The following is a 15,882-nucleotide window of genomic DNA, read 5'->3' as shown; positions in this document are numbered from 1 at the left end:
CCGATGCCCCTCACCCTCGGCGTGATCGCCGACGACTACACCGGCGCGTCCGACCTCGCGAACACCCTCACCCGCGAGGGCGTGCGCACGGTGCAGACCATCGGCGTCCCGGACGATGCGCTCGCCCTGCCGGAGGCGGATGCGGTGGTGGTGTCGCTCAAGAGCCGCTCCATCCCCGCCGCCGAGGCGGTGGAGCAATCGCTTGCGGCGTGGCGCTGGATGGCGGCGCGCGGCGCCTCCCACATCCTGTTCAAGGTGTGCTCCACCTTCGATTCCACCGACGCCGGCAACATCGGCCCGGTCACCGATGCGCTGCGGGCGGCGACCGGCGCCGCCATCGTGCCGGTGACGCCGGCATTTCCGGAGACCGGGCGCACCGTCTACATGGGCCACCTGTTCGTGGGCGATGTGCCGCTGGATGAAAGCCCGCTGCGCCATCACCCCCTCAACCCCATGACCGATGCCGACCTGCGCCGCGTGCTGGCGCGCCAGAGCGACGGCCGGGTGGGGCTGGTGCCGCTGCGCACGGTGGTGGCGGGAGCCGGGGCCATCTCGGCGCGGCTCGACCAGCTGGCGGGCGAAGGGCGTACCGCCGCTATCGTGGATGCGGTGTTCGATCAGGATCTGGAGGCCATCGGCACGGCGGTGGCGCCGCTGCCGCTCTCCACCGGTGCCTCCGGGCTCGGGCTCGGGCTGGCGCGGGCGCTGGTGGCGGCAGGCCGGGTGCTGCGGCGCGCGGGCGCGGGGCCGGATCTGGTGCAGGGCATCGGCGGCCATGCAGCGGTGGTCGCGGGCAGCTGCTCGGCCGCGACGCTGGAGCAGATCGCGGCGGCGGAGCGGGACATGCCGGTGCTGCGGCTCGATGCCGGACGCCTCGTCACCCACGGCTCGGCCGAGGTCGCGGCGGCGCTCGACTGGGCGCGCGCCCACCTTCGCGACGGGCCGGTGCTGATCGCCGCGAGCGATGATCCGCAGAAGGTGGCGCAGGTGCAGGCGCAGTTCGGCCGGGTGGAGGCGGGCCGGGCGGTGGAGCATGCCACCGCGGCCATTTCCGAGGGGCTGGTGGTGGCCGGTGTCCGCCGCCTCGTGATCGCGGGCGGGGAGACTTCCGGGGCAAGCGTGGACCGCCTGCGCCTGCCCGCCTTCCTGGTGGGGCCGGAGATCGCGCCCGGCGTGCCGCTGCTGCGCACCGCAGGGCAGGCGGGCCCGCCCATGCTGCTGGCGCTGAAATCCGGCAATTTCGGCGGCCCGGATTTCTTCGCCCGTGCCCTCTCCATGATGGGCGAAATCTGACGGGCGGCTGCTGACGGGCGGGTGCCGAGCGCAGCCCGGCGGAACGCAAAAAAAGCCCGGCCTGGACGCTGGGGGGGCAAATGCGTCCGGGCCGGGCCTCTGCCGCGCCTTGGAAGCGCGGGTCCTTTCGCCGTGGTGCCCCCGGCCGCGCGGGCCGGGGTCGCCATCGGCGTGTCGCGTCAGTTCTGGGCGGGACCCCAGTGGGGGTTGGTGTCGTCGGTCTGGGTCGAAGCCGCCGGCGCGCGGTGCGCCGGGGTGCGGGCATTGCGCTCGTAGCTGGTGGCGGCGGCCCCGAACGGCAGCTCGGCCTGGTCGTCCAGCTGGCCGGCGGCCACCGCGTGCTGCTCCTTGTTCTGCGCCGTCACGTATTCGTCCGCGCGGGCGGCAGTCGTCGCAGCGGAGAGACCAGCCGCAAGCAGGGCGGCAGCAAGAATGTGAGTGCGGATCTTGGTATTCATGATGTTGACTCCTGTCCATCACACCAGTTTAGCGGTGGAGGAAGACGGCGCTCTGTGGCGCTTCGTCATGATTTCAATTTAGTCAGCCTTGTTGCACTTTCAAGTAACGAGCGCGTGTGCATCTACGTCTTCAAAATGTAATTGCATGAATGCAGGGCGAAGTGTGCATGCGTGCATGAGCGGCACGGGGAATTTTTCATCACTTCGGAGAGTCTATACTTGTCGAGATATGAGATCGTCTGGGCGTGAACACGCACGGGCGCGCCGCTCCCGCGGGGGAGGGCGCGCCCGGCATCCGTCGTGTCATTCGCCCGGCTGGGGCACCCCGGCCGCCGGCGCCACGTGGGTGCCGTGCTGGGTGAGGGGGCGGTTTCCGCTCAGCGCCCGCAGCATCACGTAGAACACCGGCGTCAGGAACAGGCCGAACACGGTCACGCCGATCATGCCCGCGAACACCGCGATGCCCATGGCCTGGCGCATCTCCGCGCCGGCGCCGATGGAGGTGACCAGCGGCACCACGCCCATGATGAAGGCGAGCGAGGTCATGAGGATCGGCCGCAGCCTGAGCCGGCTCGCCTCGATGGCGGCGGCAAGCGGCGTGCGCCCGGCGAACTCCAGCTCGCGCGCGAACTCCACGATCAGGATGGCGTTCTTGGCCGAGAGGCCCACCAGCACCACCAGGCCGATCTGGGTGAACACGTTGTTGTCACCGCCCGCCAGCCACACCCCGGTCATGGCCGCGAGCAGGCCCGTGGGCACGATCATGATGATGGCGAGCGGCAGGACGAGGCTCTCGTACTGCGCCGCCAGCACCAGGAAGACGAGCAGGATCGCCAGCGGGAACACCCACACCGCCGAGTTGCCGGCGAGGATGTCCTGATAGGTCAGCTCGGTCCATTCGAAGGAGAAGCCCTTGGGCAGGGTCTCCTTGGCGATGCGCTCCACCGCCTGCTGCGCCTCGCCCGAGGAGAAGCCGGGCGCGGCCCCGCCGTTCACGTCGGCCGAGAGGAAGCCGTTGTAGCGCATGGCCCGCTCCGGCCCCGCCGCCTGGCGCACCTTGAGCAGCGCCGAGAGCGGGATCATCTCGCCCGACTGCGAGCGCACCTTGAGGGTGCCGATGTCCTCCGCCCGGGCGCGGAACGGCGCATCCGCCTGCACCCGCACCGTGTAGGTGCGGCCGAAGGCGTTGAAGTCGTTCACATAGGCCGAGCCCAGATAGATCTGCATGGTCTCGAACACATCGGTGACCGCCACGCCCAGCTGGCGCGCCTTCACCCGGTCGATGTCGGCGAACAGCTGCGGCACGTTCACCTGATAGGAGGAGAACAGGCCGGCGAGCTCCGGCGCCTTCATGGCGGCGCCGAGGAACGCCTTGGTCGCCGCGTCGAGCGCCTCGTAGCCGAGGCCGGCGCGATCCTCGATCTGGAACTTGAACCCGCCGATGGTGCCGAGCCCCTGCACCGGCGGGGGCGGGAACATGGCGATCATCGCATCCGGGATCACCGAGAATTTCTTGTTGAGCTCCAAGGCGATGGCGTTACCTCCAAGGGCCGGGTCGCGGCGGTTCTCGAACTCGTCGAGACCGACGAAGACGATGCCCGAATTGGAGGAGTTCGTGAACCCGTTGATGCTGAGGCCCGGGAAGGCGATGGCCGACTTCACGCCCGGCTGGGCAAGCGCGATGTCGCTCATCCGGCGGATCACCTCCTCCGTCCGGTCGAGGGTGGCGCCGTCGGGAAGTTGAGCAAAACCAACAAGATACTGCTTGTCCTGCCCCGGCACGAAGCCGGGCGGCACGGCGCGGAACAGCACCCCGGTCATGGCCACCAGCACGAGGTAGAGGCCGAACATCACGATCCGCCGCGAGATCACCCGCCGCACGATCCCGCCATACACCTCCGAGCCCTTGCGGAAGGCCGTGTTGAAGCGGCGGAAGAACCAGCCGAGGCCGATGTCCATGATGCGGGTCAGAAGGTCCTTCGGCGCCCCGTGGCCCTTCAGCAGCAAGGCCGCGAGGGCGGGGGAAAGGGTGAGCGAGTTGATGGCGGAGATCACCGTGGAGATGGCGATGGTCAGCGCGAACTGCTTGTAGAACTGGCCCGTCAGGCCGCTGATGAAGGCGAGCGGCACGAACACCGCCACCAGCACCAGAGCGATGGCGATGATGGGGCCGGACACCTCCTGCATGGCCCGGTAGGTGGCCTCACGCGGCGAGAGCCCGGCCTCGATGTTGCGCTCCACGTTCTCCACCACGACGATGGCGTCATCCACCACGATGCCGATGGCGAGCACCAGCCCGAACAGGGTCAAGGCATTGATAGAGAAGCCGAACAGGTGCATCACCGCGAACGTGCCGACGATGGAGACCGGCACCGCGATGAGCGGGATGATGGACGCCCGCCAGGTCTGCAGGAAGATGATCACCACCAGCACCACGAGGGCGACCGCCTCGAGCAGCGTGTGGACCACGGCATCGATGGAGGCGCGCACGAACTGGGTGGTGTCGTAGACGATGGAGTAATCCACCCCCTCCGGCATGTTCTGCTTGATCTCCTCCATCACCCGGCGAGTGTCGTCGGCGATGCGGATGGCGTTGGAGCCGGGGGCCTGGAAGATCGGCACCGCCACGGCCTGGGTGTTGTTCAGCAACGAGCGCAGAGCGTATTCGGAGGCGCCGAGCTCGATGCGCGCGACGTCTTTCAGCAGCACGATTTCACCATTCGTGCCGCTCTTGACGACGATGTTGCCGAACTCCTCCTCGCTGGCGAGGCGGCCCTGCGCGTTCACCGAGAGCTGCAGGTCGAGGCCCTTCAGGCCCGGCGAGGCGCCGACCACGCCGGCGGCGGCCTGCACGTTCTGCGCCTGGATCTCCCGCACCACGTCGGTGGCGGAGAGCCCATGCTCGGCCACCTTCTGCGGATCGAGCCAGATGCGCATGGAATAGTCGCCGGCACCGAACAATTGCACCTGCCCGACGCCCTCGATACGGGCGAGGCGGTCCTTGACGTTCAAGACCGCATAGTTGCGCAGGTAGGTGGTGTCGTAGCGGTTGTTGGGGGAAATGAGGTGGACCACCATGGTGAGGTCCGGCGAGGACTTCACCGTGGTCACGCCAAGGCGCCGCACTTCTTCCGGCAGGCGCGGCTCTGCCTGGGAGATGCGGTTCTGCACCAGCTGCTGTGCCTTGTCCGGATCGGTGCCGAGGCGGAAGGTGACGGTCAGGGTCATGATGCCGTCGGTGGTCGCCTGGCTGGACATGTAGAGCATGTCCTCGACGCCGTTGATGGCCTCTTCCAGCGGGGTCGAGACCGTCTGCGCGATCACCTTGGGATTGGCGCCGGGATAGGTGGCGCGCACCACCACCTGCGGCGGCACCACCTCGGGATATTCGGAGATGGGCATGGCCGGGATGGCGATGAGGCCGGCCAGGAAGATCATGACCGAAAGGACGCCCGCGAAGATGGGGCGGTCGATGAAGAACTTGGACAGGTTCATGTGACCCTCCCCATGGGGGCGTCTGGATTGGGGCGGCGGGCCGGATCGCTCGGAAGCGGGCGCGCGCAAGGCTTCATCCCTGACGCGCTCGGGCGCAGGGCGGCGGCGGATCTATGGGTGAGGGGCGTCGGCGGACGTGGGGGCGATACGTCCGGCGAGCCCCTCACCCGCCCGCCCGAAAAGGGCGGGATCTCGAAGGGAGCGAACCGCTCCGGCCGGGCCGGGGCGGGAGGGGCGGGCTAGTTCGCCCGCGGCGCGGTCACCGCCTCGGTGACCCGCATGGGCACCGCCTCCGGCGTGACGACGGCGCCGGGCCTCACCCGGTGCAGGCCGTTGACGACGACGCGCTCGCCGGCGGAAAGACCGCTCGTCACCACGCGCAGGCCTTCAACCGGCGCGCCGAGGGTGACGGCACGCCACTCGGCCTTGTTGCCCTCGCCGACGACGAAGACGAACTTCTTGTCCTGGTCGGTGCCGACCGCCCGCTCGCTCACGAGCAGGGCCTTGCCGGCGCCGGGCTGGCCCATCTCCACCCGCGCGAACTGGCCCGGGAGGAGCCGCCCGTCCGGGTTGGCGAAGCGGGCGCGCACCCGCACGGTGCCGGTGCGCGCGTCCACCTGATTGTCCACCAGCTGCATCTCGCCGGAGATGGGCGCGCCGCCATCGGCGGTGGTCATGCGCACCGGGATGCGGTCGAGGTGGTCGGTCACGTCGCCGTTGCCGCTGAGCGAGGCAAGGGCGCGGCCGACCGTGCCCTCGTCGGCGCTGAAGCTGGCGTAGATGGGGTCAACGGAAACCAGCGTCGTCAGCACCGGCGCGCCGGGGCCGGCCGCCACCAGGTTGCCGACGGTGATCTCGGACTTGCCCACGCGGCCCGAGACGGGGGCGCGGATGCGTGTGTAGGAGAGGCTCAGCTTGGCCGAGGCGAGCTTGGCCTCGGTCGCGCGCAGGGTCGCCTCGGCGGCGCGGCGGGCGTTGACGCGCTCGTCCAGGTCGCGCTGGGAGACGGTGCGGGAGTTGAACAGGCGCTCGCCGCGCTCCAGCTCGTTGCGGGTGAGCTCGACGCGGGCCTGCGCGGCGGCCACCTGCGCGTCCGCTTCCTCCACCTCGGCCTCGAACGGCTCCGGATCGATGGAGACGAGGAGGTCGCCCTCCTTCACCAGCGCGCCTTCGCGGAAGTGGACGGCCTTCACGGCGCCGGCGACGCGCGAGCGCACCTCCACCCGCTCCACCGCCTCGAGGCGGCCCGAGAAGGTGTCGAACAGGCGGGCCTCGCGCGGCTCCACCGTCGCCACCGAGACGCTCACGGGCGCGGCGGCGCCGGCGGGCTTCTCGGCATGCGCGCCCTGCTGGGGGCCGCCGTAGAGCAGGACGAAGGCGGTGCCGGCCGCCACAGTGGCGACCAGCAGGGCGCCGCGCAGGCGGGTGAGCACCCCGCGGGGAGGCGCCTCCGGGCTGGGGGACAGGCGCGGACCGGGCGGCGTCTGCGCGGTTTCGGGGGGGCTGGCGGTCTGGAGGTCGGTCTCGGGAGCGGTCATTGGGGGCAGGTCCTGGATCGGGGCAGACAGGGCAATGGGTCAGGCGGCCGGCGCCGGCGCGCGCCGGCGGGGTCGCGTGGTCTCGAAGAAGCGGGCGAACACCGCGCGCAGGCCATCGGCCCAGCCGGTGCGGGGGGCCGGCGGACGCGCGACGCTGTCGGGCCAGCCGGTGGGGCCGTCGATGAGGTGCAGCTCGGCCGGAACGCCCGCATGGGCGAGCGCCTCGGCGTAGCGCACGCTCTCGTCGCGCAGGGGGCAGTCCTCGGCGCTCACCACCAGCGCGGGGGCAAGGCCCTGAAGGCGCGACGACTGGAGCGGCGCGGCATAGGGATGGGCCGCCTTGTCCGGCGAGCCCAGATAGCGTTGCCAGCCGTCGGCCCACTTGCAGCCGCAGCTGCCGGCCTCGGCCTCGCGCAGGGAATTGGTGGCGAGGCACGGGTCGAGCATGGGTGAGATCAGGATCTGCCCGGCAAGCGGCACGGACTGCTGGTCGCGCGCCATCATGGCGAGCCCCGCGGCGATGTTGCCGCCCGCCTCCTCGCCGGCCACGTACAGAGGCGCGCCGCGCCCGGCGAGCTCGGTGCGGCGGCGGTGCAGGGCCGCGAGCGCGCCCATGGCGGCGGTCAGCGCGTAAGGAAAGGGATTGGTGCAGGCCAGGGGATAGTCCAGCGAGACCACCACCGCGCCGGCCTGCGCCAGCAGCGTCGCCATGCAGGCGCCGCACTCCAGCGTGCCGCCGGTGAAAGCCCCGCCATGCAGGTGCAGCACCAGCGGCGCCGTCCCCTTCGCCGGCCGCGCGCCATAGACGCGCGCCGGCAGGGAGCCGGCTTCGGTCTCGATCAGCGTGTCGGGGCAGGGGGCGGACGTCACGGCGGACATGGGACTGAGCCTTGAAAGAGCGATGTCGCAGCTTGGGTGCGATGCGGCAACGATATTGATGTGCTTTGATGTGATAAACAGGTTCAATGTGATATCATTGTTCACCAATGTGAATAATGCTGCGTTTGATGGAGGGTCGTATGGACCAGCTTGCTGCAATGCGGGCGTTCGTGCGGGTGGTGGAGGCGGGCAGCTTCACGCGCGCGTCGGACCGCCTGGACATGCCCAAGGCCACATTGACCAAGCATATCCAGAGCCTTGAGACCCATTTGCGCACGCGCCTGCTGAACCGCACCACCCGTCGCGTCACGGTCACGCCCGACGGCGCGGCCTATTACGAGCGGGCGCTGGCCATCCTGAACGACATCGACGAGCTCGACGGCTCGCTGTCCTCGGCACAGGCGGCGCCGCGCGGGCACCTGCGGATCGACCTGTCGCCGTCGCTGGCGACGCAGGTGCTCATTCCCGAGCTGCCCGACTTCCTCGCCCGCTTCCCCGACATCTCGCTGGACGTGGGCTGCACCGACCGACCGGTGGATCTCCTGAGCGAGAACGTGGATTGCGTGATCCGCGTCGGCACCATCACCGATCCCGGCCTCGTCGCCCGGCGGGTCGGGGAGCTGCATTTCATGGCGGCGGCCGCGCCGTCCTATGTCGCCCGCCACGGCCTGCCCGCGCACCCGCGCGACTTCGAGCGCGACCATCGCATGGTGCGCTATTTCAGCGCCCAGACCGGACGCTATTACCCGTTCGAGTTCACCCGCGGCGAGGAGGTCATCGAGGTGATCGGTCGCGACGGCGTCGCCATCAACGAGGGCAACGCCTACATCGCCGCGGGTCTCGCCGGGCTCGGGGTCGTCCAGTCACCGCTGTTCCAGATCGAGCAGCATCTGGCCGCCGGACGGCTGGTGCCGGTGCTGACCGAATGGGAAGCGGGCTCCATGCCGATCCACGTGGTCTATCCGCCGAGCCGGCATCTCTCCAACCGCCTGCGCGTGTTCGTGGACTGGGTCGCGGAGCTGTTCGCCCGCGCCGACATCTCGCGCGCGCCGGTCCTGACGCGCTTCCTGCCGAGCGCCGCGCCCACGCCGGCTCAGTCGTCGGAATAGCGCTGCTCGGCCCAGGGGTCGCCGCGCATGTGGTAGCCGCGCTCCTCCCAGAATCCGGCCTTGTCGCGGGCGATGAACTCGATGCCCTTCAGCCACTTGGCGCTCTTCCAGAAGTAGAGATGCGGCACCACCAGCCGCGCCGGCCCGCCGTGCTCGCGGGTGAGCGGGGCGCCCTCCCACGCATGGGCGATCATGGCGTCTTCCGCCGCGAAGTCCTCCAGCAGCAGGTTGGTGGTGTAGCCGTCATAGGAATGCAGCATCACCGCCGCCACGTGGGGCGCGGGATTGACCATCGCCAGCAGGTCGCGGGTGGAGACGCCCTCGAACGCATTGTCGTAGCGCGACCAGGTGGTGACGCAGTGGATGTCCCGCACCATGCGGGTCTGCGGCAGGGCGCTGAAGGCGTCCCAGTCCAGCGACAGGGCATTCTCCACGGCGCCCGAGACGTCGAGGCGGAAGCGGTGCGGCGTCACCATGGGGGTGATGCCGAGATCCAGCACCGGCCAGTCCTTCACAAGATGCTGGCCCGGCGGCAAGCGCTCCGCCTCGGGCCGGGCGACCCGGCCGGTAAGGAAGCGGCCTTCCTGCGCCCAGCGCTGCTTGGTGGTGGTGAGCTTGGTGTCTGGCGGCGGGGTGTCGCCGCGGGTCGTGGGTTCGCTCATGGGGGGCAGCTCCAGTCGAGCGGGGAGAGCCATGATGGCACGGCATGGCGGCTGCGCAAACGCGCCCCGCGCTTGCCCTCGCGCCCTTGTTATGGGACAGGCACGGCCGAAACGTGCGGACGGGACAAGATGGACGCGGGCGAGACGGGCAGGGCGGGAACTGCGGGCTTCGAGGATCTGGTGCCGGCGCTGGCCGCGCGCCTGCCGGAGCTGCGCGGCAGCCTCACCGCCAATGCCTCCCTCGCCGACCTCACCTGGTTCCGCACCGGCGGGCCGGCGCAGGTGCTGTTCCTGCCGGCCGACGCGGACGATCTCGCCTATCTCCTGGCGGGGCTGCCGGCGGAGATTCCGGTCACGGTCATCGGCCTCGGCTCCAACCTCGTCGTGCGGGACGGCGGCGTGCCGGGGGTGGTGATCCGCCTCGGGCGTGGCTTCACGGATCTCGCCGTGGAAGGCTGCCGCATCACCGCCGGTGCCGGCGTGCCGGACGTGAAGGTGGCGCGCGCGGCGGCGGATGCGGGCATCGCCGGCTTTTCCTTCCTGCGCGGCATCCCCGGCGCCATCGGCGGCGCCCTGCGCATGAACGGCGGCGCCTATGGCGGGGAAACCAAGGACGTGCTGGTCGAGGCCGAGGCGGTGACGCGGGCCGGCGAGAAGGTCGTCTTCTCCAACGCCGGCATGGGCTTCACCTACCGCCATTGCGCGGTGCCGGCGGATGTCGTCTTCACCCGCGCGGTGTTCGAAGGGCGGCCGGGCGATCCCGCCGTCATCGCCGCCGAGATGGCGAAGATCACCGAGAGCCGGGAGGCGACCCAGCCCATCAAGAGCCGCACCGGCGGCTCCACCTTCAAGAACCCGCCCGGCACTAGCGCCTGGAAGCTGGTGGACGCGGCCGGCTGCCGCGGCCTCACCATCGGCCGTGCGCAGGTGTCTGAGCTGCACACCAACTTCCTCATCAACCTCGGCGGCGCCACGGCGGCGGAGATCGAGGGGCTCGGCGAGGAGGTGCGCCGGCGGGTGAAGGCGCAGAGCGGCATCGAGCTCGAATGGGAAATCAAGCGGATCGGCCTGCCCGCCGGCCCGCATTAGCAAAGGCGCAAGGCTCGCCCGCCATCTTGGTCGCAGGACGGGCGGGCGCAGCGATGCGACGCGCGCCGGCGCGCCCTTGTGGCCGCGCGCGTGAACAGAACGGGAATAGGCTCATGGCGAAACATGTGGCGGTGCTCATGGGCGGCTGGTCGTCCGAGCGCGAGGTCTCCCTGCGCTCCGGCGCCGCCTGCGCCGCGGCACTGGAAGGGGCGGGCTATCGCGTGACCCGCGTGGACGTGGGCCGCGACGTGGCCGAGGTGCTGGCGCGCGTGAAGCCGGACGTGGCATTCAACGTGCTGCACGGCTGCCCGGGCGAGGACGGCACCATCCAGGGCATCCTGGAAATCCTGCAGATCCCCTATTCCCACTCGGGCGTGCTCGCCTCGGCGCTGGCCATGGACAAGGCGCAGGCGCGAAACATGCTCGCTGCGGCCGGCGTTCCGGTGGCGAAGGGCGGGCTGGTGCAGCGCCTCGCCGCGGCCCGGGAGCACGTGCTGCCCCGGCCCTACGTGCTGAAGCCCAACGCCGGCGGCTCCAGCGTCGGCGTGTTCATCGTGCGCGAGGATCACGAGCATCCTCCACAGGAATTGCTGCGGGAGGACTGGACCCATGGCGAAGTCCTGCTTGCGGAAGAATTCATCGCCGGGCTCGAGCTGACCTGCGCGGTGATGGGCGATACTGCGCTGGGCGTGATCGAGATCGAGTCCACGCAGAAGTTTTACGATTACGAAAGCAAGTATGCGCCGGGCGGCTCGCGCCACATCCTTCCTGCCCGCATTTTACCTGAAATTTACCAACGGGTGCAGATGTTAAGCGTCACGGCGCACCGAGCACTCGGCTGCCGGGGGGTGTCGCGCAGCGACTTCCGGTTCGACCCTTCGAGAAGCGACGGCTTCGGCCTGGTCTGCCTCGAGGTGAACACCCAGCCCGGCATGACCGAGACGTCTCTGGTGCCAGAACTGGCGGCCCACGCGGGCATCTCATTCGGCGAGCTTGTGACATGGATGGTGGAGGACGCGTCGCTGGAGCGTTGAGACCCCACCGCGGCGCGGGGACGAGGGCGCCGAAGCGGCCTGACGGCGGGCCGCGTTCCGCCCCGGTGCCGCCGCCCGGCCGGCACAAGCGGCTGGCGATCGAGCCGCGGCCTGCAAGCCGGCTCCAGCTGCTGCTGCGCCGCCTGACCGTCCGCATGGCCGGCTCGCGCCTCGGCCGGCGCAGCGCCAGCCTCCTCACGGTCGCGGTCATCGGCGGTTTCACCGCCTACGGCACCGTGCTCGGTGGCCATGTGGAGGAAGCCAAGGGCATCGTGCTCGACGTGGCGGACGCCGCCGGCAACATCGCGGGCTTCAAGGTCAAGGAAGTCAACATCGCCGGGCACAACCACATGACCCCGGCGCAGATTCTGGATGCGGCGGGCATCAAGTCGTCCACCTCCATCCTGTTCCTGAACGCCGACGAGATGCGCGCGCGCCTGGAGCAGATGCCGTGGATCGCCTCGGCCACCGTGCGCAAGTTCTACCCCGACCGGATCGACATCTCGGTCGCCGAGCGGCAGGCCTTCGCCCTATGGCAGGTGAATGGCGAGCTGAAGGTGATCGCCCGCGACGGCATCCCCATCGCGCCCTATTCGGATGATCCGCGCTATGTGAGCCTGCCCATCGTGGTGGGCGAGGGGGCGGAGAAGCGGGTGGGCGACATCGTCGACGCCCTCGCCCGCCTGCCGACGCTGCGCGACCAGGTGCGCGCGGCGATCCTGGTCGCCGACCGGCGGTGGACGCTGAAGATGCGCAACGGCGTCGACGTGCGCCTGCCGGAGCAGGGCATGGACACCGCGCTGGTCGCGCTCATGGATCTCGACCGCGACAAGAAGATTCTCAGCCGCGACATCACCATCGTCGACCTGCGCCTGCCGGATCGCGTGGTGGTCCGGCTTTCCGATGCCGCCGCCGATGCCCGCGCCCAGATGCTGAAGGCGCGCGCCAAGGCAAAGAAGGGAGGCCCCGCATGAGGGGACGGCTCGCACAGGGCTTCGCGCCGAAGATGCGTCCGCTGCCGCCGAAGAAGAGCGGCATCGTGGGCGTGCTCGACATCGGCACCAGCAAGGTGGTGTGCGCCATCGCCCGGCTGAAGCCGCGCGGCGCCTCCGACGTGCTCACCCGCCGCACCCATGCCATCGACGTTCTGGGCATCGGCCACACCCGCGCCCACGGCATCAAGGGCGGCGCGGTGGTGGACATGGCCAAGGCGGAGCTCGCCATCCGCCAGGCGGTGGACATGGCCGAGCGCGCCTCCGGCGTGCAGATCGCCTCGGTGGTGGTGGGCGTCTCCGGCGGCCGGCTCGCCTCGCAGCACTATGAGGCAGCGGTGCGCCTCTCCGCTCCGGCGGTGGAGGAGTTCGACATCCGCCGCGTGCTGGAAGCCGCGTCCACCTATGCGGTCGGCGACGGCCGCGCCGTGATGCACGCGCTCCCCGTGGGCTATTCGCTGGACGGCCGGCGCGGCATCGGCGAGCCGTGCGGCATGCTGGGCCGCCAGCTCGGCGCCGACATGCATGTCATCACCGCCGACCTGACGGCGCTGAAGAATCTCGTGCTGTGCGTGGAGCGGTGCCACCTCTCCATCGAGGCCATGGTGGCGGCGCCCTATGCGGCGGCGCTCTCCTCGCTCACCGACGACGAGATGGAGCTGGGCGTCACCCTGATCGACATGGGCGCCGGCACCACCACCTTCTCCATCGTCGCCGGCGGCCACTGCCTCTATGTGGACGGCGTGGCGCTGGGCGGCCAGCACATCACCAACGACGTGGCCCGCGGCCTGCCCGCGCGCCTCAACGACGCCGAGCGCATGAAGGCGCTGCATGGCGCCGTGGTCGCGGTCTCCTCGGACGACCACGACATGCTCACCGTGCCCCCGCTCTCGGGGGATTCGCGCGATCAGCCGCACATGGTGCCGAAATCGCGCCTCGTCACCATCGTCCGCCCGCGGGCGGAGGAGATCGTCGAGCTGGTGCGCGACCGCCTGAAGGCCTCGGGCCACGCGGGCGATGCCGGCCGGCGCATCGTGCTCACCGGCGGCGCGGCGCAATTGCAGGGGCTTGCGGATCTCGTGGCGCGGATGATCGGGCCGCAGGTGCGCATCGGCCGCCCGCTGGGCGTCTCGCGCCTGCCGGAAGCCGCGCGCGGGGCGGCCTTCGCCGTCACCGCCGGGCTGCTGGTCTACCCGCAGGTGGCCGGGCTGGAGCACTTCGAGCCCCGCCGCCGGCAGGCGGTTGCCGGTGAGTCACCGACATATTTCGGCCGCGTGGGACGCTGGCTGAAGGACAGCTTTTAGACATGGTTAACGAAAGCTGCCGTAACAAAGAGGTCATCAAGGATTCGCGAGCGGCGGACAGGGCCGATCGGGACGGAGCAAAATCATGACGATCAACCTTCAGATGCCTGACATTCGTGAGCTTCGTCCCCGGATCACGGTGTTCGGCGTGGGCGGCGCCGGGGGCAACGCGGTTAACAACATGATCTCCTCGGGCCTGCATGGCGTGGAGTTCGTGGTGGCCAACACCGACGCGCAGGCCCTCGCCCTCACCAAGGCCGAGCGGGTGGTGCAGATGGGCGTGGCGGTGACCGAGGGACTCGGCGCCGGCTCCCAGCCCGAGGTCGGCCGCGCCGCCGCCGAGGAAGTCATCGACGAGATCCGCGATCACCTGTCCGGCTCGCACATGGTGTTCATCACCGCCGGCATGGGCGGCGGCACCGGCACCGGCGCCGCCCCCGTGGTGGCCCGCGCCGCCCGCGAGCTCGGCATCCTCACCGTGGGCGTGGTGACCAAGCCCTTCCACTTCGAGGGCGCCCGCCGCATGCGCGTCGCCGAGCACGGCATCAGCGAGCTGCAGAAGAGCGTCGACACCCTCATCGTCATCCCGAACCAGAACCTGTTCCGGGTCGCCAACGAGAAGACCACCTTCGCCGATGCCTTCGCCATGGCGGACCAGGTGCTCTACTCGGGCGTCGCCTGCATCACCGACCTGATGGTGAAGGAAGGCCTCATCAACCTCGACTTCGCCGACGTGCGCGCCGTGATGCGCGACATGGGCAAGGCGATGATGGGCACGGGCGAGGCCTCCGGCGACAAGCGCGCCCTGCAGGCGGCCGAAGCCGCCATCGCCAACCCGCTGCTGGACGAGACCTCCATGCGCGGCGCTGGCGGCCTGCTGATCTCCATCACCGGCGGCAAGGACATGACGCTGTTCGAGGTGGACGAGGCCGCGACCCGCATCCGCGAGGAAGTGGACCCCGACGCCAACATCATCCTCGGCGCCACCTTCGACGAGGTGCTGGACGGCATCATCCGCGTGTCCGTGGTGGCCACCGGCATCGACCCGGCCGTGATCCCGGAGCAGATCGCCCCGGTCGCCGACCGCTTCCCCGAGCTCGCCGGCCGCAAGATCTCCAACGCCGGCCGCGCCGCCGTCGAGGCCACCCGCGAGGCGCAGATCCGCTCTGCAACCGCCTCCATCTCGGTGGAGGACCTGATCGGCCTCGAGGACGCCCAGGCGTCCCAGATGGCCCCGGCCCAGCCGGCCCCGATGCAGCACGAGGCGCCCCGCGGCTACGCCCCCCAGGCGCCGCAGCCCGCGCCCCAGCAGGCTGATCGCGGCGTCGCCATCGACGACGTGACCATCCGCACCGCTGCCCCGAAGCAGCCCGCCTATTATGCCGAGCCGGAGCCCGCCGCCCCGCCCGCGCCCATGGTGGAGGACGAGTTCGCCCCCTACATCCCGCCGCAGAGCCAGCGTCCGCGCTCGCCGCGCATGCCCCGCGTGGACGAGCTGCCGCTGCCGGCGCAGAACCAGATCCGCGCCCAGCGTGGCGAGCCGCCGGTTGAGCAGCCCCAGCCGGACAAGAAGCGCATGACCCTCCTGCAGCGTCTCGCCCATGTGGGCCGTCGCGAGGAGGAGCCGGAGCCCGCGCGCCGCGAGCAGCCCTCCATGCGGGCGCCCGAGCGTCGTCCCGACCCCCGCGCCGAGGGCCGCGACGTGCGTCCGACCCTGCCGGGCCGTGCCGGCGAGCCGCCGGTGTCCGAGTTCGCCAAGCGTCCGCCCATGCGTCCGGCGGCCGAGGTTCCCTCCCGTCCGGGCCCCCACGCCCATGAGGACGACCAGCTGGAGATCCCGGCCTTCCTGCGTCGCCAGGCGAACTGATCTGCGGATCTGAACCCACATCGAAGGCGCGTCGGACCCCGGTCCGGCGCGCCTTCACATTTCAGGCGGCGATGGGGCGGGCGCGCGGCGCCTCCCCGCCGCAGGGATGCCGCGTCCATGACGGGCGGAATCTCCCGCCGATTCGTGTGCAATGCACGCGGA

General features: G+C 70.5%; 12 protein-coding genes. 7 read left to right on the top strand and 5 right to left on the bottom strand.

Annotated elements, in window-relative coordinates:
* Positions 1-3: 3 nt before the first annotated feature.
* Positions 4-1,293, top strand: coding sequence for a 3-oxo-tetronate kinase (otnK, locus tag V5F49_RS08225; protein ID WP_394117776.1), 1,290 nt, complete (start codon positions 4-6; stop codon positions 1,291-1,293).
* Between the two features lie 179 nt (positions 1,294-1,472).
* Here the strand turns inward: otnK and V5F49_RS08220 are convergent, their stop codons facing one another.
* The 4 genes from V5F49_RS08220 to V5F49_RS08205 all read right to left on the bottom strand — a co-directional run bounded on the left by V5F49_RS08220 (position 1,473) and on the right by V5F49_RS08205 (position 7,663).
* On the bottom strand, positions 1,473-1,751 hold the full coding sequence (locus V5F49_RS08220; RefSeq protein WP_394117775.1) for a hypothetical protein: 279 nt from the start codon (positions 1,749-1,751) through the stop codon (positions 1,473-1,475).
* Between the two features lie 303 nt (positions 1,752-2,054).
* Positions 2,055-5,246: an efflux RND transporter permease subunit gene (locus V5F49_RS08215; protein WP_394117774.1), complete on the bottom strand. Its 3,192-nt coding sequence runs from the start codon at positions 5,244-5,246 to the stop codon at positions 2,055-2,057.
* Positions 5,247-5,485: 239 nt separating this feature from the next.
* Positions 5,486-6,784: an efflux RND transporter periplasmic adaptor subunit gene (locus V5F49_RS08210; RefSeq protein ID WP_394117773.1), complete on the bottom strand. Its 1,299-nt coding sequence runs from the start codon at positions 6,782-6,784 to the stop codon at positions 5,486-5,488.
* 39 nt (positions 6,785-6,823) lie between these two features.
* Entirely contained in the window at positions 6,824-7,663 is an 840-nt protein-coding gene (locus V5F49_RS08205) for an alpha/beta hydrolase (RefSeq protein ID WP_394117772.1), read from the bottom strand.
* Positions 7,664-7,803: 140 nt separating this feature from the next.
* On the opposite strand from V5F49_RS08205, the gene V5F49_RS08200 reads away from it, so the two are divergent.
* A complete protein-coding gene (locus V5F49_RS08200) occupies positions 7,804-8,772 on the top strand; it encodes a LysR family transcriptional regulator (protein ID WP_394117771.1) in 969 nt (322 codons plus the stop codon).
* Here V5F49_RS08200 and V5F49_RS08195 read toward each other — a convergent pair.
* Positions 8,757-9,434, bottom strand: a complete 678-nt coding sequence (locus V5F49_RS08195) for a sulfite oxidase-like oxidoreductase (protein ID WP_394117770.1) — start codon at positions 9,432-9,434, stop codon at positions 8,757-8,759. The two genes, V5F49_RS08200 and V5F49_RS08195, sit on opposite strands and share 16 nt — an antisense overlap.
* A gap of 129 nt (positions 9,435-9,563) precedes the next feature.
* Here V5F49_RS08195 and murB point away from each other — a divergent pair, with 129 nt between their 5' ends.
* From murB to ftsZ, 5 genes are all read left to right on the top strand, one after another.
* Entirely contained in the window at positions 9,564-10,523 is a 960-nt protein-coding gene (gene murB, locus V5F49_RS08190; protein WP_394117769.1) for a UDP-N-acetylmuramate dehydrogenase, read from the top strand.
* A 113-nt stretch (positions 10,524-10,636) separates the two neighbouring features.
* A complete protein-coding gene (locus V5F49_RS08185) occupies positions 10,637-11,557 on the top strand; it encodes a D-alanine--D-alanine ligase (protein ID WP_394117768.1) in 921 nt (306 codons plus the stop codon).
* Between the two features lie 65 nt (positions 11,558-11,622).
* Positions 11,623-12,531, top strand: a complete 909-nt coding sequence (locus V5F49_RS08180; RefSeq protein ID WP_394117767.1) for a cell division protein FtsQ/DivIB — start codon at positions 11,623-11,625, stop codon at positions 12,529-12,531.
* Positions 12,528-13,853: a cell division protein FtsA gene (ftsA, locus tag V5F49_RS08175; RefSeq protein ID WP_394117766.1), complete on the top strand. Its 1,326-nt coding sequence runs from the start codon at positions 12,528-12,530 to the stop codon at positions 13,851-13,853. The genes V5F49_RS08180 and ftsA overlap by 4 nt, the downstream gene beginning before the upstream one ends.
* Positions 13,854-13,938: 85 nt before the next feature.
* Positions 13,939-15,720 (top strand): cell division protein FtsZ, encoded by a 1,782-nt coding sequence (gene ftsZ, locus V5F49_RS08170; RefSeq protein WP_394117765.1) that lies wholly within the window; start codon positions 13,939-13,941, stop codon positions 15,718-15,720.
* Positions 15,721-15,882 lie beyond the last annotated feature (162 nt).

Origin of the sequence: Xanthobacter lutulentifluminis, assembly GCF_043194675.2 — a bacterium.
GTDB lineage: Bacteria > Pseudomonadota > Alphaproteobacteria > Rhizobiales > Xanthobacteraceae > Xanthobacter.
Note: the sequence above shows the minus strand (reverse complement) of the source record. Positions and strands in the feature narration are given on the sequence as shown.

What these genes read in the sequence shown, in the direction of transcription:
- otnK (WP_394117776.1), top strand. Translation starts at nt 4, where the DNA reads ATGCCCCTCACCCTCGGCGTGATCGCCGACGACTACACCGGCGCGTCC.
- V5F49_RS08220 (WP_394117775.1), bottom strand. Translation starts at nt 1,751, where the DNA reads ATGAATACCAAGATCCGCACTCACATTCTTGCTGCCGCCCTGCTTGCG.
- V5F49_RS08215 (WP_394117774.1), bottom strand. Translation starts at nt 5,246, where the DNA reads ATGAACCTGTCCAAGTTCTTCATCGACCGCCCCATCTTCGCGGGCGTC.
- V5F49_RS08210 (WP_394117773.1), bottom strand. Translation starts at nt 6,784, where the DNA reads ATGACCGCTCCCGAGACCGACCTCCAGACCGCCAGCCCCCCCGAAACC.
- V5F49_RS08205 (WP_394117772.1), bottom strand. Translation starts at nt 7,663, where the DNA reads ATGTCCGCCGTGACGTCCGCCCCCTGCCCCGACACGCTGATCGAGACC.
- V5F49_RS08200 (WP_394117771.1), top strand. Translation starts at nt 7,804, where the DNA reads ATGGACCAGCTTGCTGCAATGCGGGCGTTCGTGCGGGTGGTGGAGGCG.
- V5F49_RS08195 (WP_394117770.1), bottom strand. Translation starts at nt 9,434, where the DNA reads ATGAGCGAACCCACGACCCGCGGCGACACCCCGCCGCCAGACACCAAG.
- murB (WP_394117769.1), top strand. Translation starts at nt 9,564, where the DNA reads ATGGACGCGGGCGAGACGGGCAGGGCGGGAACTGCGGGCTTCGAGGAT.
- V5F49_RS08185 (WP_394117768.1), top strand. Translation starts at nt 10,637, where the DNA reads ATGGCGAAACATGTGGCGGTGCTCATGGGCGGCTGGTCGTCCGAGCGC.
- ftsA (WP_394117766.1), top strand. Translation starts at nt 12,528, where the DNA reads ATGAGGGGACGGCTCGCACAGGGCTTCGCGCCGAAGATGCGTCCGCTG.
- ftsZ (WP_394117765.1), top strand. Translation starts at nt 13,939, where the DNA reads ATGACGATCAACCTTCAGATGCCTGACATTCGTGAGCTTCGTCCCCGG.